General features: G+C 72.8%; 19 protein-coding genes. 3 read left to right on the plus strand and 16 right to left on the minus strand.

All coding sequences use genetic code 11. From position 1 onward, the window contains the following. Positions 1-88: 88 nt before the first annotated feature. The 5 genes from ACGF5T_RS26015 to ACGF5T_RS26035 form a co-directional block, all read right to left on the minus strand. Complete coding sequence (locus tag ACGF5T_RS26015) at positions 89-2,137, minus strand: glycoside hydrolase (RefSeq protein WP_366767402.1); 2,049 nt, start codon at positions 2,135-2,137, stop codon at positions 89-91. Positions 2,138-2,261: 124 nt separating this feature from the next. Next, positions 2,262-4,307 (minus strand): beta-galactosidase, encoded by a 2,046-nt coding sequence (locus tag ACGF5T_RS26020; RefSeq protein WP_356609589.1) that lies wholly within the window; start codon positions 4,305-4,307, stop codon positions 2,262-2,264. 80 nt (positions 4,308-4,387) lie between these two features. Beyond that, complete coding sequence (locus ACGF5T_RS26025; protein ID WP_366767401.1) at positions 4,388-5,731, minus strand: sugar ABC transporter substrate-binding protein; 1,344 nt, start codon at positions 5,729-5,731, stop codon at positions 4,388-4,390. Between the two features lie 82 nt (positions 5,732-5,813). After that, positions 5,814-6,764 carry a carbohydrate ABC transporter permease gene (locus ACGF5T_RS26030; protein WP_366767400.1) on the minus strand — a complete coding sequence of 317 codons (951 nt, stop codon included), beginning with the start codon at positions 6,762-6,764 and terminating at the stop codon, positions 5,814-5,816. Positions 6,765-6,771: 7 nt separating this feature from the next. Then, on the minus strand, positions 6,772-7,698 hold the full coding sequence (locus ACGF5T_RS26035; protein WP_361017284.1) for a sugar ABC transporter permease: 927 nt from the start codon (positions 7,696-7,698) through the stop codon (positions 6,772-6,774). 319 nt (positions 7,699-8,017) lie between these two features. Between ACGF5T_RS26035 and ACGF5T_RS26040 the strand changes: the two genes are divergently transcribed. Further along, the gene (locus ACGF5T_RS26040; protein ID WP_392889426.1) at positions 8,018-9,010 is read left to right on the plus strand and encodes a LacI family DNA-binding transcriptional regulator; all 993 of its coding nucleotides are present in this window, start codon (positions 8,018-8,020) and stop codon (positions 9,008-9,010) included. A gap of 162 nt (positions 9,011-9,172) precedes the next feature. Here the strand turns inward: ACGF5T_RS26040 and ACGF5T_RS26045 are convergent, their stop codons facing one another. The 11 genes from ACGF5T_RS26045 to ACGF5T_RS26095 form a co-directional block, all read right to left on the minus strand. Then, the gene (locus tag ACGF5T_RS26045) at positions 9,173-9,979 is read right to left on the minus strand and encodes a ribonuclease BN (protein WP_356609599.1); all 807 of its coding nucleotides are present in this window, start codon (positions 9,977-9,979) and stop codon (positions 9,173-9,175) included. Positions 9,980-10,268: 289 nt separating this feature from the next. After that, positions 10,269-10,670 carry a hypothetical protein gene (locus ACGF5T_RS26050; RefSeq protein ID WP_356609601.1) on the minus strand — a complete coding sequence of 134 codons (402 nt, stop codon included), beginning with the start codon at positions 10,668-10,670 and terminating at the stop codon, positions 10,269-10,271. Positions 10,671-10,815: 145 nt separating this feature from the next. Further along, a complete protein-coding gene (locus ACGF5T_RS26055; protein WP_366767399.1) occupies positions 10,816-12,039 on the minus strand; it encodes a cytochrome P450 in 1,224 nt (407 codons plus the stop codon). Then, positions 12,036-13,268, minus strand: coding sequence for a cytochrome P450 (locus ACGF5T_RS26060; protein WP_361017281.1), 1,233 nt, complete (start codon positions 13,266-13,268; stop codon positions 12,036-12,038). Before ACGF5T_RS26060 ends, ACGF5T_RS26055 begins: the two co-directional genes overlap by 4 nt. Further along, positions 13,265-13,885, minus strand: a complete 621-nt coding sequence (locus ACGF5T_RS26065) for an ATP/GTP-binding protein (RefSeq protein ID WP_356609607.1) — start codon at positions 13,883-13,885, stop codon at positions 13,265-13,267. The genes ACGF5T_RS26060 and ACGF5T_RS26065 overlap by 4 nt, the downstream gene beginning before the upstream one ends. After that, on the minus strand, positions 13,866-14,213 hold the full coding sequence (locus ACGF5T_RS26070) for a DUF742 domain-containing protein (protein WP_356609609.1): 348 nt from the start codon (positions 14,211-14,213) through the stop codon (positions 13,866-13,868). Before ACGF5T_RS26070 ends, ACGF5T_RS26065 begins: the two co-directional genes overlap by 20 nt. Continuing rightward, positions 14,210-14,617, minus strand: a complete 408-nt coding sequence (locus tag ACGF5T_RS26075) for a roadblock/LC7 domain-containing protein (protein ID WP_356609611.1) — start codon at positions 14,615-14,617, stop codon at positions 14,210-14,212. The genes ACGF5T_RS26070 and ACGF5T_RS26075 overlap by 4 nt, the downstream gene beginning before the upstream one ends. After that, positions 14,614-16,338: an ATP-binding protein gene (locus tag ACGF5T_RS26080; protein WP_366767398.1), complete on the minus strand. Its 1,725-nt coding sequence runs from the start codon at positions 16,336-16,338 to the stop codon at positions 14,614-14,616. The genes ACGF5T_RS26075 and ACGF5T_RS26080 overlap by 4 nt, the downstream gene beginning before the upstream one ends. Before the next feature lie 176 nt (positions 16,339-16,514). Further along, entirely contained in the window at positions 16,515-17,828 is a 1,314-nt protein-coding gene (locus ACGF5T_RS26085; protein WP_366767397.1) for a cation:proton antiporter, read from the minus strand. 75 nt (positions 17,829-17,903) lie between these two features. Next, positions 17,904-18,596, minus strand: a complete 693-nt coding sequence (locus ACGF5T_RS26090; protein ID WP_356609617.1) for a GAF and ANTAR domain-containing protein — start codon at positions 18,594-18,596, stop codon at positions 17,904-17,906. Between the two features lie 118 nt (positions 18,597-18,714). Then, entirely contained in the window at positions 18,715-19,146 is a 432-nt protein-coding gene (locus ACGF5T_RS26095) for a hypothetical protein (RefSeq protein WP_366767396.1), read from the minus strand. Positions 19,147-19,296: 150 nt separating this feature from the next. Between ACGF5T_RS26095 and nsrR the strand changes: the two genes are divergently transcribed. Next, complete coding sequence (gene nsrR / locus ACGF5T_RS26100) at positions 19,297-19,743, plus strand: nitric oxide-sensing transcriptional repressor NsrR (RefSeq protein WP_366767395.1); 447 nt, start codon at positions 19,297-19,299, stop codon at positions 19,741-19,743. A 140-nt stretch (positions 19,744-19,883) separates the two neighbouring features. Beyond that, positions 19,884-21,080 carry a globin domain-containing protein gene (locus ACGF5T_RS26105; RefSeq protein ID WP_366767394.1) on the plus strand — a complete coding sequence of 399 codons (1,197 nt, stop codon included), beginning with the start codon at positions 19,884-19,886 and terminating at the stop codon, positions 21,078-21,080. Positions 21,081-21,095: the final 15 nt, after the last annotated feature.

Raw genomic sequence — 21,095 nt, forward strand, 5'->3', positions numbered from 1 at the left:
CCTCCTCCGGACGGTGCGTGCGGGTCGGCCCCGACCGCACCGCCTCCCGGGAGGCGGTGCGGTCGGGATGCGGGTGCCATGAGAGGTGTCAGCCGGTGTGCCCGGTGGTCACGTCGGTCACCGCCCAGCGCTGGTTGGCGCCGGAGTTGGGCCCCCACGTCGTGACGGCGGCGCCCTCGTGCGTCGCCTGGCCGCCTACTTCGAGCAGACGCCCGGTGCCCGCGTTGACCAGGGTCCAGGTGCCGTCACCGGTGGTCGACATGATCCACTCGGTGGCCCGGTCCCGCTTGCCGGTGTCGGGTTCGGCCACCGGGACGTCGTCGCGCACGGCCAGCCGCGTCCCGTCCTGCGGGTTGGTGAAGACATGGCGGTCGAGGACGCCGCCGTCCTGACGGACCGCGCTCAGTCGCCACCGCTGGGCGCCCGTGCCGGCCTCGGTGCCGAGGACCAGGTCCCGGCCGTTCTCCCCGACGGTGACGGCCTTGCCGCTCTGGACGCCGGTCAGGGTGTAGGTGTGCCCCTCGCGCAGCGGGGCGGCGTCCTTCGCGACGCCGGAGACACCCTTGATCTCGAAGGAGGTGACGGACGCGGCCGGCACGGTGACGGTGGCCGTGCGGTCGCTCACCCTGACCGGGGCCTGCCGTACGAGCTTGCCGTCGGCGCTGGTCACGACCGGGGTGACGGTGGCCCCGCGGCGTACGTCGCGGAACTTCGACAGGTCGACGGTGACCGTGCGGGCCGCGTCGGTGCGGTTGACGTGGACGAGCGAGGCGCCCTTGCCGTCGCGGGTGACGGCGGCGGCGCTGGAGGTGTCGTCCGTCCTGATCAGCCGGTCGCCGGGCTTGATGAAGTGGGTGAAGTTGCGGGCGGTGTCGAACTTGGTGTTGGTGCGGATCGGGCAGGTCTCCAGGGTGTCCTCGGCGGTGCAGTCGAACGGGAGCTGGATGCTGCCCCAGTTGCCGCCCTTCGCCGACTCCCCACCGGGCTTCATGTTGTCGTAGTCCTCGACGGGCTGCCAGAACACCCAGGCGCGGGGCTCCAGTTCGCGCAGGTCGTCGACGATCTGCTGGGCGAGGCCGAGGCCGGGCCGCATGTCCTCGAAGTCCTGGCCGTCCCCCCAGTCGCCGCCGACCTCGCTCATCCACAGCGGCTTGTCGGCGGCCTTGGCGAGGTCGCGCACGGTGGTGCGCTGCCCGGTGCCGTAGGTGTGGACGTTCATCTGGTCGACGAGGCCGCGTTCGGTCTCGTCGTAGGCGCTCCAGTTCCGCGCGAACGTGCCCGGGTTGGTCTCGTCCATCGCCGAGATGCCCGCCCCGACCTCGGCCTTCCGCAACGCGGGGGCCAGGGCCCGCAGGACCTGGCGCTGCAGCGCGGGCCCCATGTGGGCGCCCTCCTGCCGGCCGCCGACGGGTTCGCCGTCGGCACCCAGCCGGGTGCCCCAGTACGGGGTGTTGGGCTCGTTGAACGGGTCGACGGTGTCGACCTCGATCCCCTCGGCACGCTCCAGCCGCCGGGTCGCCCCGGCCACGTAGGCGGCGAAGTCGTCGACCGACTCGGGCTTCAACTGGTCGGCCGAGGCGTCGAAGCCGCCCGAGACGTAACCGCTGACGGTCATGAACCAGGGCGGGGAGTTGCTGAACGTCTCCCAGTGGTCGATGTCGTCCTTGATGCGCTCGACCCACCAGCGCTGGGTCGCGTCGGCGTCCTCGTTCCAGTCGGCCGGGTCGTCGGCGCTCCACCAGTCGGTGTCCTCGCGGGTGGTGCCCGCGGGCGCCTTCCACCAGCCCTCCACGGCACCGCCGGCCCGCAGGTAGTCCCGCACGTCCGGCGCGTTGCCGCCGCCGATGTTGTAGCGGGCGATGTTCAGCCCCAGACCGTCGTCGTCGAAGAGGAGCCGGGCCAGCTTCTCGCGGATCTCCGGCGGGTAGTCACCGGTGGCGTTGGCGAACCAGACCAGGCTGGTGCCCCAGCCCTCGAACCTCTCCTGCCGGTACGACGGGTCCGGCCGTACGGTGACCGAGGAGGCGGCCGCCGCGGGTTCGGCCTGGGCGGGAACGCTGATCAGGGCGGCCCCCGTGGCCAGGGCGGTGAGGGCGGCGGCCCCGAGGAGGCGTCTGCTGCGGGTACGGCGTGCCATCGTGTGCTCCCAACGGGAAGGTGTGGACGCTGCGGTGGCCCCTGCCGCCGGCGTCCGGGCAGCAGGGGGTGACCCCGGAGCCGTGGTGCGCTCCGAGGAGTCGGTGGGAGGGGCGGGTGGGTGCTCAGGTGGTGGACGTGCGCAGCACGGCCACGTCCCGGGGGCCGAGGACGACGGCACCGCCGTCTCCGGTGGCGCCCACCAGGACCTCGCCGGTGAGCCCCGGGACGGTCACGGACCCGTCGGTCCGGTTGACCAGGAAGAGGAACCGGCCACCGGGTCCGCGGCGCACCGTCGCCTCGACCGATCCCCGTACGGCCGGGGGCAGTTCGCTCGTCACGCCGGCCGGTTCCAGCAGCCGCGGCAGCAGCGGGGCGAGCCCTTCGGCGCCGAGCCGCGTCGAGACGTAGGCGGCCGAACCGCTGCCCGCCGCACGCCGGGTGACGGCCGGCCGGCCCGCGTGCGGTCCGCTCGCGTAGTGGGACAACACCTCTGTCCCCGGTGCGGTGACGGTGATGTGGTCGGTCCACAGGGTGCCGGTGCTCGTGTCGTCCAGCTCCACGCTCCGCCCGGCGGGCAGCGGACCGAACTCCTCGACGCGGATGCCGAGCAAATCCCGCAGGGCGCCCGGGTAGCCGCCGAGCCAGATGTGGTCGTTCTCGTCGACGACACCGGAGAAGTACGTGGTGACCAGGTGCCCGCCCTGCTCGACGTAGCGCGTGAGGTCCTTGGCCAGCTCGGCCGGGACCAGGTGCAGTACCGGCGCGATCAGCATCCGGTGGCGGCCGAGGTCGGCGCCGGTGGTGACGACGTCGGCCCGGATGCCCAGGGCGAGCAGCGCGGAGTACCAGTCGAGCGCCTCCCGGTGGTAGTCGAGCAGCGACGTGGGGTGCGAGTCCTGCTCGCTCGCCCACCACGACTCCCAGTCGAAGAGGATGCCGACCTCGGCGGGCTCCCGCTCACTGCCCGCGACCGGCGCCAGGGTCTTCAGGGTGTCGCCGAGCGCGGTGACCGCGCGGAACAGGTCGCTGTCGGCGCCCGCGTGCGGCACCATCGCCGAGTGGTACTTCTCGGCGCCGGCCGCGGACTGCCGCCACTGGAAGAAGCAGACCGCGTCCGCGCCGTGCGCCACGTGCGTCAGGGAGTCCCGGGCCAGCTCACCCGGTCGCTTGGCCAGGTTGACCGGCTGCCAGTTCACCGCGCTCGTCGAGTGCTCCATCAGGAACCAGGGCCGGCCGCCGGCGATCCCGCTGGTCAGGTTCGCCGAGAAGGACAGCTCGTCGCGTTCCCGGCCGCTCGGTACGACGTAGTGGTCGTTGGCGACGAAGTCCACCTCGTCCGCCCAGTCCGCGTAGTTCATCCCCTTCGTGCCGGGCATCACCATGAAGTTGGTGGTGACGGGGACGTCCGGCGTCAGCTCCCGCAACACCTCCCGCTCCGCGCGCAGGTGGTCCTTCAGCGCGTCCGACGAGAAGCGCTTGAAGTCCAGCTGCTGGGTCGGGTTCGGGTGGGAGGCGGCCAGCCGGGGCGGCAGGATCTGCTCCCAGTCGCTGTAGCGCTGCGACCAGAACGCCGTGCCCCAGGCGTGGTTGAGGGCGTCCAGCGTGGTGTACCGCGCGCGCAGCCAGTCGCGGAAGGCACGGGCCGCGTCGTCCGAGAAGTCGTGCGCGTTGTGGCAGCCCAGCTCGTTGTTGACGTGCCAGGCGACCAGGGCGGGGTGGCCGGCGTAGCGGGTGGCCATCTGCCTGACCAGGCGCAGGGCGTGCTCGCGGAAGACCGGTGAGGTGGGGCGCCAGTGCTGGCGCGCGCCCGGCCACAACGTCTCCCCCCGGTCGGTCACCGGGAGGATCTCGGGATGCGCGGTGGTCAGCCACGGCGGCGGGGACGCGGTGGCGGTGGCCAGGTCGACGCCGACGCCGTGGCGGTGCAGCAGGTCCATGACGTCGTCCAGCCAGGCGAAGTCCCAGACGTCGGGTCCCGGCTGGAGCCGGGCCCAGGAGAAGATGCCCACGGACACGATGTTCACGCCCGCCTCGCGCATCAGCCGTACGTCCTCCTCCCACACCTCCCTGGGCCACTGCTCGGGGTTGTAGTCGGCGCCGAACCCCAGACGGGGGACGGGCGCACCGTCCGCCCCGCCCTGGAGACGGGAGAGGAGGGTGGAGATCATGGCGGTCCTTCCGGTGGGGTGCGTGCGGTGCGGGGGGCGGGCGCGTGCCGTGCCGGGCCCCCGCACCGCTGCCGTTGCTGCTACTGCTCGACGGTGAAGCCCTGCTCCTTGCCGTACTTGACGGACGCCTCCTGCCAGGACCTCAGTCCCTCGGTCAGCGTGGTGCCCGACACGTACGCCTTGCCGACGGTGTCGTTGAAGACCGAGTTCGCGTACACCTGGTAGGGCAGGTACGACCAGTCGTCGGGGACGTTCGCGGCCGACTCGGCGAAGATCCTGTTGGCCTTCTGGCCGCCGAAGTAGGGGAACGCGGTGTCCTGGAACTTCGTGGACTGCAGGTCCGCGGTGGTCGCCGGGAAGGCGCCGGCGCCGAGCCGGGTCTGCACACCCTTGCCGGCGTTGGCGTACTCGACGAAGGCGTACGCCAGCGCCTCGTTCCCGCCCAGTTCCGGCAGCGCGAGCGCGCTGCCGCCGTTCTCGGCGCTGGTCCTCCCGCCCGCCTTCCACTGGGGCAGCGGGGCGACGCGCCAGTCACCGGCGGCGTTCTTCACGCCCGAGGCGAGGTTGGCGGGCATCCAGGCGCCGGTGGCCAGGGTCGCGATGGTGCCGTCGCCGAGGCCCTTGTACCACTCGTCGGTCCAGCTGGTGACGGGAGCGAGCAGCTTCTCGTCGATGAGCTGCTGCCAGGTGTCCGTGAAGGTCTTGGCGCCCTGGTCCGAGAAGTCGATCCCCACCTCGGTGCCGTCGACCGTGTAGGGGCGCGAGCCGGCCTGCCAGAGCATGCTGGTGGCGAAGCCCGCGTCACCGGTGTCCGCGGTGATGTAGGCCTTCGGGTCGGCCTCGCGCAGCTCGCGGGCGGCGTTCAGGTACTCGGCCCAGGTGGTCGGCACCTCGATGTCGTGCTTGTCGAAGACCGTCTTGTTGTAGAACAGCGCCATCGGGCCGGAGTCCATCGGCAGGGCGTAGACGCCCTCGCCGCCGGCCCGCACGCCGTTCCACGGGCCGGGGGAGTACTGCGCGGAGAGCTTGTCCGCGCCGAACGCCTCGAGGTCGGTGAGCTGCTCGGTCAGGGCGTACTGGCCCATGGCGTAGTACTCGATCTGGGCGACGTCCGGGACGCCCTTCTTCGCCGAGATCGCGTTCTGTAGCGCGGTGTACTGGTCGTTGTTCGTGCCCGCGTTGACGAGCTCGACCTCGACGCCGGGGTGCTCCTTCTCGAAGTCGGTCGCCACCTGTTCGAGCGTGGGCTCCCACGCCCAGACGGTGATGGTGCCGCCCTTCTTCAGGGCGGCCTGGACGTCCGCCCGGGAGACCGCCTTCCGGTCCGACCCTCCGTCGTCGGATCCGCCGCAGGCGGCGGCCCCGAGGGCGAGGGCGCAGAGGAGGCCTGTTCCGCGCAGCAGGCGGCGCGAGTGCTTGGGCATGGGTGTGCTTCCACTTCTTCGTGGCCGTGACCGGCACCGTTGGAGGGTCGGAGGGAGGGGCGGGGGAGAGGGCGGGCGTGGGCTACCCCTTGACGCTTCCGGCGGCGAGTCCGGACTGCCAGTACCTCTGGAGCAGCAGGAACGCGGCGATCAGCGGCAGGATGGTGAGGAGGGAGCCGGTGACGACCAGGTTGAACACGGCCTCGCCGCCGGCGGTCGCGGCCTGGGCGTTCCAGCTGTTCAGGCCCAGGGTCAGTGGATACCAGTCGGGGTCCTTGAGCATGACCAGCGGCAGGAAGTAGTTGTTCCAGGTCGCGACCATGGTGAACAGCAGGACGGTGACGATGCCGGGGGCCAGCAGCGGCAGCGCGACCCGGAAGAACGTGCGCACCTCGCCCGCGCCGTCGATGCGGGCCGCCTCCATCAGCTCGGTCGGGACGGCCTCGCTCGCGAAGACCCACATCAGGTACAGGCCGAACGGCGAGATCAGGGACGGGATGATCACCGCCCAGGGCGTGTTGGTGAGCCCGATCTCGCTGAACATCAGGAAGGTGGGCACCGCGAGCGCCGTACCCGGCACGGCCACCGCGCCGATGACGACGGCGAAGACGGCGCGCCGGCCGGGGAAGTCGAACTTGGCGAGCGCGTAGCCACCGAGCACGGCGAGCAAGGTGGCGCCGCCCGCGCCCAGCACCACGTACAGCAGGGTGTTCAGCAGCCAGCGGGTGAAGACGCCGTCGTCGTAGGTGAAGGTCTCACCGATGTTCTCCCACAGCGCGAAGTCGCTGTCGAACCACAGGCCGAAGGAGCGGGACAGGCCCTCCTGCGTCTTGGTGGCGCTGATGGCGAGCCAGACCAGCGGCACCAGGCTGTACAGGAGCACCAGCCCGGTCAGGACGGTCAGCAGGACGCTGCGCCGGGGCCTGTCGGGGGAGTGCCGGCGCCGCGGGGCGCGCAGCCTGGGGGCGGAGCCCGAAGCGCCGGACGGCGCGGGTGCGGAACGGTCGGTGACGGTGGCGACGGAACCGGTCATCGCTGCTTCACACTCCCTTGCGCATGCCGCGCAGCTGGACGACGTAGGCGACGACCATGGTGATCAGCCCCATGACGATGGCGACCGTCGCGGAGTAGTTGTGCTGCTGTCCGTTGAAGGACAGCGAGTACGTGTAGAAGTTGGGGGTGTAGTCGGTGGTGAGGGCGTTGGGGGCCAGCGGTTGCAGGATGCTGGGCTCGTTGAAGAGCTGGAAGCTGCCGATGATCGAGAAGATCGTCGCGATCACCAGCGCGCCGCGGATGGCCGGGAGCTTGATGGCGGTGATCACGCGGATCTGCCCGGCACCGTCGATCTGGGCCGCCTCGTACAGCGAGTGCGGGATCACGCGCAGCGCCGCGTAGAAGATCAGCATGTTGTAGCCGACGAACTCCCAGGTCACGATGTTGCCGATGGAGGCGAGCACCAGATCGGGGGAGAGCGGGTCGGGCAGCGAGACGCCGAACGCGCTGTTGATGTCGCCGACCAGACCGAAGCGGGTGCCGTACATGAAGCCCCACATCAGGGTGGCCACCACGGCGGGCACGGCGTACGGCAGGAAGATGGAGATGCGGAAGAAGTCCCGTCCGTACAGGCGTCCGCTGTCCAGCGCCAGGGCCACCAGCAGCGCGATGCCGAGCATGACCGGCACCTGGACGGCCAGGAAGAGCGACACCCGGCCGATCGCGGCCCAGAAGCGGTCGTCCTGGAGCGCCTGGGTGTAGTTGTCCAGTCCGACGAACGTGTTCCCGCCGATGAGCTGGTCGCGGAAGAGGCTGAGGTACACGGAGTACGCGATCGGCGCGAGGAAGACCAGGGCGAACACGGCCACGAAGGGGCCGAGGAAGCCCCACCCCGTCCAGGAGCGGCGGTCCCGCCCGGTCGGCGGCGGCGCAGGCCGCGGCCCGGCGGCGACCGGCTCTTGCAGCGTCGTCATGTCGTCCCTCGCTCGTCCACGTCCTGGAACACGGGCGTCGGCCGGACGGTGCTCCCCGCGGGCCGCGCCCCGTGATGTTTACGCAAACATCGACCACCTGGGAAGAGGGCGGTGAGTGTTATGTTTACGTAAACATCCGGTGGCGGCATGTCTACACTGCCCGGATGACGACGGTCAAGGGTTCGCGGAGCCCCCGGACCGTGCGGGGAACAGGAGAGGCGGCGGACGGCGAGTGGGCACGGCAGAGAGGGCCATGGCGGATGCGCCGGCGGCGGCCGCGGGCGCGAAACGGAGCCGCGGCGCCGGCCGGACGGCCTCGATGGCGGACGTGGCCCGGCTGGCGGGGGTCTCCTCGCAGACCGTCTCCCGCGTCTCCAACGGCTACGCCGGGGTGAACGAGGAGACCCGGCAGCAGGTGCTGGCGGCCATGAAGGAGCTGGGCTACCGGCCCAACAGCGCGGCCAGGGCGCTCAAACGCGGCGAGTTCCGCACCATCGGGGTCATCACCTTCTCGCTGGCGACCACGGGCAACGTGCGGACCCTGGAGGCCATCGCGACCTCTGCGGCGGGCGAGGGGTACGCGGTGACGCTGCTGCCGGTCGCCGTCCCCACCCAGGACGAGGTGCGCGGCGCCTTCTCCCGGCTGGAGGAACTCGCCGTCGACGCGGTGATCGTCATCATGGAGGTGCACCTGCTGGACGCGGTGACCCTTCAGCTGCCGCCGCACGTCCAGGTCGTGGTGGTCGACTCCGACGCCGGTGAGCACTACACGGTCGTCGACACCGACCAGGCCGGCGGTACCCGCGCCGCCGTGCGCCATCTGCTGGACCTCGGGCACGACACGGTGTGGCACCTGGGCGGCCCCGAGGGCTCCTTCGCGGCGCAGCGCCGTACGGACGCCTGGCGGCGCACGCTCACCGAGGCCGGTCGCACCCCGCCGCCGCTGTTCCGGGGCGACTGGTCGGCGGAGTCCGGCTACCGCGCCGGCCTGGAGCTGGCCGCCCGCGAGGAGTGCACGGCCGTCTTCGCGGCCAACGACCAGATGGCCCTCGGCCTCCTGCGCGCCCTGCACGAACGCGGCCGGCGCGTCCCCGGGGACGTCAGCGTCATCGGCTTCGACGACATCCCGGAGGCCGGCTCCTTCCTGCCGCCGCTGACCACGGTGCACCAGGACTTCGCCGAGGTGGGCAGGCTCTGCGTGGAGGCGGTGCTGCGCAAGATGCGTCAGGAGGGCCCGGAGCGGGGCACGACGCTCGTGCCGACGCGGCTCGTGCTCCGGGCGAGCGCGGCGCCGCCGCCCGGGCGCGGGTGACCGGAGGGGCGGTCGGCCCGGGGGCGGCCGGGGCGGTCGGCACGGGGTGATCGCGTACGGGGCGGGAGGGCGTGAGCGCCGTCGGTGCCGGCGCCGGTTGCGCGGTGGAAGCCGCCGGACGACGGTCAGCCGTATGCCCGCGGCGCGCACAGCCGTACGCCGTCAGTCCCGGTCGATGCGGTCGATGTTCCGGGTCCACCAGTGGTGCTCGCAGAACCAGTGGCCGACCATCGAGCCGCCGAAGACGACGAACCCGACCCCGATGAGCCAGGACTCCACCACCAGGACGATGCCCACCGTGCCGTAGCTGATCGCGTTGTCGAGGATGAGCGGCGTGAAGACGAGGTAGGAGAAGCCCCGCAGACCGATCAGGCCCACCATGGTCGCGACGGCCCCGGGCAGCAGGTCCCGCCAGCGCACCTGGCTGCCCAGCAGGAAGTGCTGGCCCCACCAGAAGAACAGAGTTCCCGTCGCCGTGGACAGGGCGATCCGCAGCGACCCGTGCAGGGCGGTCCGCGTCTGCACCTCCTGGTAGAGGTAGGCGGTCAGCGCGATCACCCAGGTCAGTTGTCGCCAGACGCGGTGCCACGGGCCCGAGGGGAGTTCCCAGATGCGCTCGTAGCCGTTCTGCACGCTCGCCGCGAAGGACACACCGAACACGGCCAGCGCGATACCACCCCACACGCTCGTCGTGCCGACCACTTTGGGCGGCGGACTGAAGATGTCGGTCAGTACGCGGGCGGACCGGCCGGACAGCCCCATGCCGTCGGACAGCCAGGACGCGAACCCCCCGCGTCCCAGGGGGTCGAAGGCGGCCACCACGATCAGCAGCGGGGCCAGCGTGACCAGCGCCAGGGTGGCGAACCCCATCGCCCGGTGCATCAGCTCCAGGTCCCGGCCGCGTCGGACGAGGGAGGACGCGGCCAACCGGTCCCACACTCGGTGGAACGGCTGCCAGAACCGGTTCACGGGAAGCTCCTCGGGCGGGCCCCTCGACGGCGCGCGGACGCGCAACTGAGTGACCCGGGCGGCGACCGGACAAACGTGCCGCCACCCGGACGCCCGCCGCACGCCACCCGGGCGGCCCTCGCCGTGGGGCCGTCCGGGAGGCGGGCCGCCCGACGCCCGCGGGGCGGGACATACGCAGGGCCCAGGTCCCGTCACGCCCCGTCCGGGGGCTCGGCCCGGCGGTCCGGGGCGTCGGCGCCGAGCCGTACGGAGGGACCCGGCGCGCCCGTGGTCCGCCTCCCGGCCGGGGTCAGGGATCCGTGCGCTGCTGCTCGCGCATCCGCTCGTTGTGCCAGGCGATCGCGGCGCGTATCTGCGGCTCCTGGAGGCCGGTCCGGCAGCCGAGCTGATCCATGGAGAGCCCCGCGGGACCACTGGTCAGGGCGCGGGTGAGCTTCGCCGCCCACAGCTCCTCCGTCACGAAGGGCCGGTGCGCGTAGCCGTCCTTGATCACCTCGAAGTGGGCGTCGCAGCACGCGGTGACGCGCCGCAACCCGTCGAAGCAGTCCTCGGTGGCGTGCGCCGCCGAGGAGTCCGGTACGTAACCGCCCACGGCCTCCTTCTCGGGGAAGACCCTGGCGCACAGGTCGCACAGCTCCACGGGGACCGGCTTCGCGGCCCGACGGCTCTTTCTGCCCTTGCGCTTCCACATGGCGACTCCCGGGGTGCCACACAGCAGTGTCGACGCCGGTGTGCCGATTCGGGTTCGGCGTCCGGAATGCCGGAGTTACCCGCAGGGCGGCGGGCAAACGCCCCGCGGGTACGCCCCTGGTCCGGCCCGGTGCGCCGGACGCCGGTCAGCCCAGCCGGACCGGCAGCTCGAAGAGGTCGTTCTGCGTGACCACCGGCTTGTTGCGCAGCTCCGAGGCCGGCACCGCCAGGTCCAGCCGCGGGAAGCGGGCGTAGAGCGCCGGGAGGGCCACGCCGGCCTCCAGCCGGGACAGGGCGGCGCCGGGGCACACGTGCGGGCCGTGCCCGAAGGAGATGTGCCGGCTCGGCGAGGCGCGGGTGATGTCGAACTCGCCGGCCGACGGACCGTGCGCCCGCTCGTCCCGGCCCAGCGCGCCGTACGACACGATCAGCGCGTCACCGGCGGGGATCACCCGGTCGCCGACCGGGACGTCCTCGGTCGCGAAGCGGATCAGGACGTGCGAGGTGGGGGTCGAGTAGCGCAGCGTCTCCTCGACGACCGCGGACCAGTCGGCCTGCCCGGACAGCACCAGGTCCCGCTGCTCGGGGTGGGTGGACAGGTTGACCACGGAGTTCACGATGAGCGAGATCGTGGTCTCGTGGCCCGCGGCCACCATCAGCTGCAACGTGGAGACGATCTCCTCGTCGGTGAGGTGGTCGCCGTCCTCCGAGGCCAGGATCAGGGCACTGGTCAGGTCGTCACCGGGCGCGGCGCGCTTCGCGGCCACCGTGTCGGCCATGATCCCGGCCAGCTCGGTGAGGGTCGCCACGACCTCCTCGGGCGGCGTCTGGGTCGAGAAGAACTTCTCGAACAGCACCTTCAGCCTGGGCAGCCTGACCTCCTCGATGCCCATGAGGTCGGCGACGACGTACATCGGCAGCGGGTAGGCGAAGCCGGCCTTGAGGTCGACGACACCGCCGTCCGCCGGCAGTTCGTCCAGCAGCCGGTCGGTCAGCTCGGTGATCCGCTTGCGCATGTGCTCCACCCGGCGCACCGTGAGCGCCTGCGCCACGAGCGTCCGCAGCCGCCGGTGCTCGGCGCCGTCCACGGTGAGCATGGAACGGCCCGGGTTGGCCAGCCCGATCAGCGGCCAGTCCGCGGGGATCTCGCCGCGCTGCCACGCCCCCCACACGTTGATGTCCTTGACCAGGCGGGGGTCGGTGAGGAGGGCCTTCGCCTCGGCGTGGTGGGTGACCGCCCACACGGGCACCCCGCCCGGCAGCTCCACCGCGGCGAGCGGACCGGCCGCGCGCAGCCGGGCGCTCTCGTCGTCCAGGTCGGTGACGAACGGGTCCAGAGGTATCCGGGCTTCTTCGGTGCCGGTCGTCATGCTGACGTGCCTCCCAGGGCGGTGGTCGGGGTGAAGCGCACGGGCAGTTCGGTCAGCCCCCGCAGCCAGGGCGAGGGGCGACGGGTGAGGGACCCGGCGGGGACGGCCAGGTCGATGTCCGGCAGCCGGTCGAGGACGACCTCGATGCCCGTGCGCGCGATGACCTCGGCGACCTCCTGGGCGGGGAACGGGCAGCGGTGCTCACCGTGGCCGAAGGAGAAGTGCGCGTTGTTGCCGCCGGTGAGGGCCGAGCCGTCGGTGCGGACCTGCGGATCGGAGTTGGCGCCCTGGAGACCGAGCAGCAGCAGGTCGCCGGCGCGGATGCGGCGGCCGCCGAGCTGGGTGTCGCGGGACGCCCACCGGCCGGCCACGTTCTGGGTCGGCGTGTCCTCCCACAGCACCTCGTTCATCGCCTCGGCGACGCTGTTGCGGCCACCGAACAGGGAGGCGGCGAAGCGGGCGTCGGTCAGCATCAGGCGCAGCGAGTTGCCGATCCAGTCCGCGGTCGGCTGGTGCCCGGCGGCCATCATCACCATCAGGTCCTGGGCGATCTCCTCCTCGCTGAAGCCGCCGGTGTCGGCCAGCATCCGGGAGGCGACGTCGTCGGCGGGCGCCGCCTTCCGGTCGGCGAGGAGCCGCGCCATCGACGTGCCGAGGTGCGTCTGGCCGGCGATGGCCCGCTCCCTGCCGTCGATCATGTCGTTGAGGGCGGTGACGAGCGCCGGGCCCTCCTCGTCGGAGAAGCCGTACAGGCGGGTCAGCACCCGCACCGGCAGCAGCATGGCGTAGTCGCCGACGAGGTCGGCCTCGCCCTTGGCGCAGAGCCGGTCGACCAGTTCGTCGGCGAACCGCTCGGCGTGGCCGCGCAGCACGTGCGGGTCGACGGCCTCCAGCGCGTCGCTGATCATGGCGGCGCGTTCGCGGTGCCGTTCGCCGACCGTGTAGAGGATCGACGGCTGCTTGCGGCCGATCATCGGCAGCAGCGGCCAGTCGGCGGGGATGTTCTCCCACTGGTTCCACAGGTCGGAGTCCCGGCTGAACAGCACCGGGTCGCCGGTCACCTGGTGCAGTTCCCGGTAGCCGAGGACCAGCCACGCGGGGACGTCCCCGTCGAGCAGCACCGGGGTGACGGCACCGTGCTCCCGCCGCATCTGCCGGTACAGCAGGGCGGGTTCGGTCTGGAAGCGGGGACCGCTGAGCGGTACGGCGTCGGTGGCGTCGGTGCTCACGCGAACTCCTGTCGGGGCTGGGCGGCGTAGGACGCCTGGAGGTGCTCGACCAGCGCGATCAGCACCTGCTTGCTGGACTCGCGGGACCGGGCGTCGCAGGAGACCAGGGGCACCCGGGGGTCCAGGTCGAGGGCCTCGCGGACGGCCTCGGGGGAGTGCCGGGGGCCGCCGAAGTCGTTGCAGGCGACGATGAACGGCGTGCCGTGGTGCTCCAGGCGGTCGATGGCGTACCAGGAGTCGTCGATGCGGCGGGTGTCCACCAGGACCACCGCGCCCAGCGTGCCGGAGAACAGCCGGTCCCACAGGAACCAGAAGCGCTCCTGACCGGGGGCGCCGAAGAGGTACAGCACGTTGCGCGTGTCGAGGCTGATGCGGCCGAAGTCGAAGGCCACGGTCGTCGCGGTCTTCCCGCGCACCTCGCTGATGTCGTCGACCGCCTCGCCGGCCTGCGTCATGGTCTCCTCGGTGTTGAGGGGACGGATCTCGCTGACCGAGCGGACCATGGTCGTCTTGCCGACACCGAACCCGCCCACGACCACGATCTTCAGACCGTTGTCGGCGGACGCACCCAGCGGTGTGCGCGCTGGTGTGGAGGCGTCAGAGATTGCGGAGTCCAACGAGCACCTGCTCCAGGATGTCGGGATCGGGGACGGCTGCCTTGCGCGGGTGGCGCACGCTCACACGCCCTGCGGCGTGCAGGTCGGAGAGCAGGATCTTGGTGATGCTCACCGGCAGCCGCAGTTCGGCGGCGATCTCCACCACGGCCGTGGGGGCCTCGGTCATCCGCAGGATCGCCGTGTGCTCCGACTGCATGCCGGGCCCCGGCTCGCACTCGGCGACGATGAGCGTGACCAGGTCGAAGGGGCTGTCGGGCCCCGACCGGCTGCGCCCCTGGGTGAGGGTGTACAGGCGGTCGGGTGCGTCGTCCCTGCCGGGGCGGCTCATGAGGTACGGGGCTGCGCGGTGAGGTGCTCGCCGAGCTGCTCGATGAGCTCGCTCATGTTGTGCCCGACGAGCCCCGCGTCCGCGTCCTCCGAGGTGACGACGGCCAGGTGCGCGCCGTCGCCCGCCTCGACGATGAAGAGGATGCCGCCGTAGAACTCGGTCATGGCCGAGCGCACACCGCCGCTGCCGTCCCCGAACTCCACGGACGCGCCGTGGGACAGCGACTGGATGCCGGCGGCGATCGCGGCGAGCTGGTCGGCCTGGTCGACGGAGAGCTCGGGGGTGCGGCACAGCTTGAGTCCGTCCCGGGAGAGGACGAGCGCGTGCCGCGCGCCCGGAGTGCGCTCCAGGAGGCCCTCGATGAGCCAGGTGAGCTTCTCGTCGGCGGTGGTCGAGCCGGTCATGAGGTGGTGTCGCCTTCCGGGTGCGCGTGCGAGTGGGACGGGTGGTCGGGGGCCGTCTCGGTGGGTGCGGGGGCGGCGGGCTCCGGCTGCGGGGCGGTACCCCGCGAACCGGTGGGGCCGGCCGGCCGTACCGCCTGGCGGAAGCTGCTGAAGCGGGCCGCGCGCACCTTCGCGTCGTCGGCGGGCGGGGCGGGGCGGGGCTCGTCGGCCCTGGTCGTGGAGCGGCCGCGTTCGGCCGCGGCGAGGGTGCGGCCGCGGCGCCGCTTGGGCAGCTCGGTGGCCGGCTCGGCCGACCCGCCCGGCCCGCGGTCGGCGGACTCGTGGACGGGAAGCGGTTCGGAGCCCGCGCCCGCGGGGGCGAGGTCGTCGGCGCCGCCGGTGGCGGGCGCGGTGTCGGGTGACACCGCGGGGCGCGGCGGATCCGCCGCCGTCGCGGGGGTCGTGGCGGCCGGGGTCGTGGTGGCCGGGGTCGTGGTGGCGCCGTCCGAGGCCGCCGCGGGCGCGGTGGTCCGGCCGGACGCCGCCGGGTTCGAGGCCGGGCTCTCGGGAACGGCCGGACCGCTCAGGATGTCCTGGGGGATGAGCATCAGCACGCCGGTGCCGCCGCGCGCGGACGGCCGGAAGGACACCTTCAGCCCGTACTTCGCCGACAGCCGGCCCACCACGGCGAGGCCCAGCCGGGTGCCGGTCAGGCCGCCGATCCCGGCGGTGTCGCCGGAGACCGCCTTCTGGGCGCGGCGCAGTTGCACCTCGCCCATCACCAGTCCGCTGTCCTCCACGGACACGATGACGCCCGCGGGCACCTCCTCCACGTACACGTGGACCTCGGCGGTCGGCGGGGAGAAGTTCGCCGCGTTGTCCAGGAGTTCGGCCAGGGCGTGCATGACGCCCTCGGCGGCGTGCCCGGCCACCGCGCGGTCGCTGGCCGAGTGGACACGCACCCGCTGGTACCCGGCGATACGCCCCATCGCCCCGCGCAGGATCGACTCCATGCCGATCGGCCGCGCCCAACGGCGTCCGGAGCGGGCGCCGGTGAGGACGGCGACGGAGTCGGCCAGCCGGCCCGCCTGAGCGGTGCGGTGGTCGAGGTGCAGCAGGTCGGTGAGGACGTCCTCGTCGCCGTGCCGCTCCTCCATGGCCCGCAGGTCGGCCAGCATCCCCGTGGCCAGCGCCTGCATCCGGCCGGCCGCGTTGGCGGTCGCCGAGACGGCGGCGGCGCGCTCACCCGTGGCCCGCTCCAACCCCGCCCGCAGCCGGTCGGCCTCCTCGGTGAGCCGGGCGACCTCCTGGGCCCGCTGCTCGGCCAGGCGGCGGCGCTCCTGCTCGAAACCGTCCGCCAGGCGCTCCCGCTCCCGGTCGAACTCGGCCAGCAGCGACGCCCGTTCGCGGTCGGCCTCCGCCCGCAGGCGCTGCTGCTCCCGTTCCGCCCGCTCGGCGAGCTGGGCGCGGTCCCGGGTGAGTCCGCTGACGTCCGCGCGGGCGGCCTCCAGCAGGCGGCGGGCGGCCCGTCCCCCGCGGACGGCGTGCACGGCCACGGTCACCGCCACGCACAGCAGGATCGCCGCAGCGCTCGCGCCCAGGCCGAGGGGGACCCGTACCGAGGGCGGTGCCGCGGCGACGGCGCCACCGACGACGAGCGCCGAGACCACCGCGCAGGGCAGGGCCGTGGATACGAGGGCGCGGGGAGCGGTTCGGTCGCCGGGGCGGGCGGGCGCGGTCATCAATCGGGTCCTCGCCAGGCCGCCTCAGCGGCCCTCGTGTCGTCCTTCGGGGCGCGTGCGGGCAGGCAGCTCTCACACGGCACGCAACTGGCGATCACTATACGAGAGTCGGCGATCCGAATGAGAAGGGTCTTGCGCAATTCCCGCGCGCTTTCCGTCGGTTTCTCGCGAAGCGGTCACAGGCGCTCGCCGGCCACGTCGGCTTCGTTCGGTGTCCGCCCCGAGTGCCGGCGGCTGTGCGCCCTGAGCGTCCGCAGCCGGTCGAGGCGGGCGATCACGGGGGAGGCGGTCACCCCGTGCAGGACGACCGAGGCGAGGACGGTGAAGGCCACCACGGCCCACAGTTCCCCGGCCGGCACGTGGAAGCCCTCCGTTCCGAGGGCGTGCGCGAGATAGAACAGCGAGCCGATGCCGCGGATGCCGAAGAAGGCGGTGACGAGCCGCTCCCGTGGTCCCGCGGCCGTCCCGAGCTGTGCGACCCACCCGGCGGCCGGTCGTGCCACGAGCAGCACGAGCAGACCGACGGCCGCGCCCCGCCAGGTCAGGTCGGCCAACGCACCCTGCGCGACACAGGCCCCCAGCAGAAAGAGGAGCCCGGCGGTCAGCAACCGCTCGACCTGCTCGACGAAGTCGTGCAGCACGGCGTGGTAGCCGTGGTCGCGTTCGGCGGCGCGGACGCTGCAGGCGGTGACGAAGACGGCCAGGAAGCCGTAGCCGTGGGCGAGTTCGGTGACGCCGTAGGACAGGAAGGTGGCGCCCAGGGCGACGAAGCCCTCGCGGTGTTCGGACAGCCGGAACGACTCCGGGCCGGCGCGGAAGAACAGCCAGCCGAGCAGTCGGCCGACGGCCAGACCCGCCAGGACGCCGACCACGCACCCGTACAGCAGGTCGACCAGCAGCCAGTGCCCGACCCAGTCACCGGACACGCCGGTGCCCGCGGCCGCCGTCAGCGCGATCGCGGCCATCACGACCGGGAAGGCCAGTCCGTCGTTGAGACCCGCCTCCCCGGTGAGCGCGAACCGGACCTCGTCCTCGTCGTGCTCGGAGTCGGTGGGCGCGCCCACCCGCACCTCGGAGGCGAGGACCGGGTCGGTGGGTGCCAGCACCGCGGCGAGCAGCAGCGCGGCGGCCGGCGGCCAGTCCAGCAGCCACCACGCGAGCAGCCCCGTGGCCGCGATGGTCAGGGGCATGGTGATGCCGATCAGCCGCCAGGGAGCCTGCCAACGGCGCAGACCGAAGGGACGGTTCAGCGCGAGACCGGCCCCCATCAGGGAGATGATCACGCAGATCTCAGTGAGGTGCTCCACCCACACCCGGTCGCGTACGAGGTCGATCTCGGGCAGCGGTGTGGGGAGCAGTTGCACGGCGATGCCGCAGAGCAGGAAGACGAGCGGCATGGACAGGGCCCGCCCGGCCACGAGCCGGGGGATCACGGCCGCCCCGAGCGCACCCGCTCCCAGTACGGCGAAGGAGAAGTCGGCCAAGGTCATCGCTGTCGTGTGCCCGCTGCCGCCGGGCCGTACGCCATCCGGTGCGCGCCCCGGTCCGGGGCGCGCACCCGGGGATCAGGGCGGGCCGCCCCGCTCGCAGACCTGGCGGGCGACGTCACGGAGCTTCACGTTGTGGTCCTGCGAGTACCGGCGCAGCACCGCGAAGGCCTGGTCCTCGGTCAGCCGCCGGCTGCCCATGAGGATGCCCATGGCCTCGCCGATGGTGTGCCGGCTGCCGATCGCCTCCTGCATCTGCGCGTGCGTGCGGGCGCTGGAGAAGGCGACGGCGGCGTGGGAGGCGAGCAGCCAGCCGGCCAGCTCACTGGCCTCGGTGAACGCCCCCGGCCGGTAGGAGTAGAGGTTCAGGGCGCCGAGTTCCTCGTCCTCGGTGAAGAGCAGGAAGCCCATCATGCTGCCGAGCCCCAGCTTGCGGGCCTCCGGCACATACTCGGGCCAGCGCCGTGCCTGGTCGGTGAAGTCGGCGATCCGGAACTGCCGCTGCCCCTCGGAGGTGCGCGCGGCGTCGAAGCACGGACCTTCCCCGACCCGCCCTTGCAGATCGTCGCTGTCCGCCACGACCTGGTCGGTGGGGGCGAGCGACTGCACCTGGTCGCCGCGCAGAATGAGGATGCCGGCGGCGTCGCAGCCCTCCACCAGTTCCGTGGCCGAACCGGTGATGCGCTCCAGTGTGTCGTTCACCGATTCCTGGGCCAGCAGATCGCGTGCCAACGACGCCATCTGCTCGGCGAACCGGCGCCAGTCCTCCATACCGCCACCTCCTCGTTCCTCAAGGGGTGCCCAAAGACGACCGGGCGCAACAGTGGGGGACCCGAACGCCCCAATCCCGTGCCCCGTTGCACGCAAGCCGGGCCGGCCGCCCCCGGCCTCAGGTGCCTTCGGGCCGGAGCCGGTCGGCGGCCTCCGGGGGCTGGATGCGCATGCCGGGGCGCCGCCGGTGAACGGTCAGGTACGTCACCCCGTCCGGGCCGGCGTGGACCGCGCGCGTCGAGCCGTGGGGCAGCCAGGCCAGGGCGCCCGCGCGCAGGGGCTGCCGTCCCTCGGAGCCGACGAGGGCGCCCTCGCCGTCGAGGACGAGCAGCAGGACGTCGAGGTCCGGCTCCGTGTGGGTGTCGACCCGCCCCGCCGCCGGGATGCGGACGACGTTGGCATCGAGCTGGCGTCCGGGCTCCGCGAGCCTCCACAGGGCACCGGCCGACAGGTCCTCGCCGGGCGGCAGGAGGTCGGCGAGGTCGCACAGCACCCGGGGTGGCGGAGCCGGTGCCGCCGGCCCGGGGGGTTCGCGGTCTTGCGCTGCCATCAGATGCCACCGTCCGAAGTGCCCGACTGGACTGTCCCGCCGCCCCGTTGAGCGGTCGGCCCCGGCACGGCCGGTCGAGTGACGCACTCCACAGGCCGAGGGCGCGAGATGAAGACGAATCTAACATGCGCATTTGATAGCGTCCGGGCTGTGCGGCTGACGAAGTTCACCGACCTGGCGTTGCGCTCCGTGATGCGCCTGGCGGTCGTGAGAGACGGAGACGACCCCCTGACCACCCGCGAGGTGGCCGAGGCGGTCGATGTGCCGTACACGCATGCGGCGAAGGCCATCACCCGCCTCCAGCACCTCGGCGTGGTCGAGGCGCGGCGCGGGCGCGGCGGCGGGCTCACGCTGACCGGCCCGGGGCGGCACGCCTCGGTGGGGCGACTGGTGCGCGAGCTGGAGGGCGACGGTGAGGTGGTCGCCTGCGAGGGTGCCTCGCCGTGCCCCCTGCGGGGGGCCTGTCGCCTGCGGGGCGCGCTGCGGGACGCGCAGGAGGCGTTCTACGCCGCGCTCGACCCGCTGACCGTGACCGACCTGGTGGCCTCACCGACCGGCCCGGTCCTGATCGGCCTGACGGACCGCCCCTCGGGGTGACCCCCGTGTGACCCCCGTGTGACCCCCGTGTGACCCCCGTGTGACCCCCGTGCCTCGGCGTGACCGGCGGACCGTCGGTCGGGGGCGGTGCCGAGCCGATCCCGAAAACACGAATATCAGTTACCAGTTTAGGAGTCACTGTGCTCTCCGAACAGTCGGTCCCCGTGGTCCGGGCCACCCTCCCGGCGGTGGGTGGAGCCATCGGCGACATCACCACCCTCTTCTACCGCAAGTTGTTCGACGCCCACCCCGAGCTGCTGCGGGACCTGTTCAACCGCGGCAACCAGGCCAGCGGGGAGCAGCAGCGGGCGCTGGCCGGTTCCATCGCCGGGTTCGCCGGCCTGCTGCTGGACCACCCCGACGCCCGTCCGGACGCGATGCTCTCCCGGATCGCGCACAAGCACGCCTCCCTCGGCATCACGTCCGAGCAGTACGGAGTCGTCCACCGCCATCTGTTCGCCGCGATCGCGGAGGTGCTCGGCGACGCCGTCACCCCGGAGGTCGCCGCTGCCTGGGACGAGGTCTACTGGCTGATGGCCCACGCGCTCGTGGCCCTCGAAACCCGCCTCTACCGGGAGGCGGGGGTCGCCGCCGGAGAGGTCTGGCGCCGCATGGAGATCGTCGGACGACAGGAGCAGGGCCCCGACGCGGTCTCCCTCGTGCTCCGGCCCGCCGACGAGCACCCCGCGCCGCCGTTCCGCCCGGGCCAGTACGTCAGTGTCCGGTCCGAACTGCCCGACGGCTCCCGCCAGATCCGGCAGTACAGCCTGTCCGCCGGACCCGCCCGGCCCGACCGGCGCATCACCGTCAAGCGGGTCCGGGGCGGCGAGGGACCCGAGGGCGAGGTCTCGTCCTGGCTCCACGCACACGCGCGCGAGGGCGACGTCCTCACCGTGTCCGCACCCTTCGGCGACCTGGCGCCGGTGGACGGTGACGGCCCCCTGCTGCTGGCCTCGGCCGGTATAGGGGTCACCCCCATGCTGGCCATGCTCGATCACCTGGCCGCGTCCGGCACCACCCGCCCGGTCACCGTGATCCACGCCGACCGCGACCCCGCCGCCCACGCCCACCGGCAGGAGCAGCTGGACCTGATACGCGCGCTGCCCGGCGCCCGGCTCCACCTCTGGTACGAGGAGCCCGGCGACCAGGCACCGCACGCGTCGGCCGGCCGCGCCGACCTCGCCGGCGTCGAACTGCCGCCGGGCCTCACGGTCTACCTGTGCGGACCGGTGCCCTTCATGCGCGCCGTCCGCGGCGACCTGCTGCGCCGCGGTGTGCCGGCACAGGCCGTCCACTACGAGGTGTTCGGCCCCGACCTCTGGCTCGGACAGCCCTGACGGGCGGCGGACACC

The sequence above is a fragment of the Streptomyces sp. NPDC047853 genome, assembly GCF_043204535.1.
Lineage (GTDB): Bacteria > Actinomycetota > Actinomycetes > Streptomycetales > Streptomycetaceae > Streptomyces.

What these genes read in the sequence shown, in the direction of transcription:
- ACGF5T_RS26015 (WP_366767402.1), bottom strand. Translation starts at nt 2,137, where the DNA reads ATGGCACGCCGTACCCGCAGCAGACGCCTCCTCGGGGCCGCCGCCCTC.
- ACGF5T_RS26020 (WP_356609589.1), bottom strand. Translation starts at nt 4,307, where the DNA reads ATGATCTCCACCCTCCTCTCCCGTCTCCAGGGCGGGGCGGACGGTGCG.
- ACGF5T_RS26025 (WP_366767401.1), bottom strand. Translation starts at nt 5,731, where the DNA reads ATGCCCAAGCACTCGCGCCGCCTGCTGCGCGGAACAGGCCTCCTCTGC.
- ACGF5T_RS26030 (WP_366767400.1), bottom strand. Translation starts at nt 6,764, where the DNA reads ATGACCGGTTCCGTCGCCACCGTCACCGACCGTTCCGCACCCGCGCCG.
- ACGF5T_RS26035 (WP_361017284.1), bottom strand. Translation starts at nt 7,698, where the DNA reads ATGACGACGCTGCAAGAGCCGGTCGCCGCCGGGCCGCGGCCTGCGCCG.
- ACGF5T_RS26040 (WP_392889426.1), top strand. Translation starts at nt 8,018, where the DNA reads ATGGCGGACGTGGCCCGGCTGGCGGGGGTCTCCTCGCAGACCGTCTCC.
- ACGF5T_RS26050 (WP_356609601.1), bottom strand. Translation starts at nt 10,670, where the DNA reads ATGTGGAAGCGCAAGGGCAGAAAGAGCCGTCGGGCCGCGAAGCCGGTC.
- ACGF5T_RS26055 (WP_366767399.1), bottom strand. Translation starts at nt 12,039, where the DNA reads ATGACGACCGGCACCGAAGAAGCCCGGATACCTCTGGACCCGTTCGTC.
- ACGF5T_RS26070 (WP_356609609.1), bottom strand. Translation starts at nt 14,213, where the DNA reads ATGAGCCGCCCCGGCAGGGACGACGCACCCGACCGCCTGTACACCCTC.
- ACGF5T_RS26075 (WP_356609611.1), bottom strand. Translation starts at nt 14,617, where the DNA reads ATGACCGGCTCGACCACCGCCGACGAGAAGCTCACCTGGCTCATCGAG.
- ACGF5T_RS26080 (WP_366767398.1), bottom strand. Translation starts at nt 16,338, where the DNA reads ATGACCGCGCCCGCCCGCCCCGGCGACCGAACCGCTCCCCGCGCCCTC.
- ACGF5T_RS26085 (WP_366767397.1), bottom strand. Translation starts at nt 17,828, where the DNA reads ATGACCTTGGCCGACTTCTCCTTCGCCGTACTGGGAGCGGGTGCGCTC.
- ACGF5T_RS26090 (WP_356609617.1), bottom strand. Translation starts at nt 18,596, where the DNA reads ATGGAGGACTGGCGCCGGTTCGCCGAGCAGATGGCGTCGTTGGCACGC.
- ACGF5T_RS26095 (WP_366767396.1), bottom strand. Translation starts at nt 19,146, where the DNA reads ATGGCAGCGCAAGACCGCGAACCCCCCGGGCCGGCGGCACCGGCTCCG.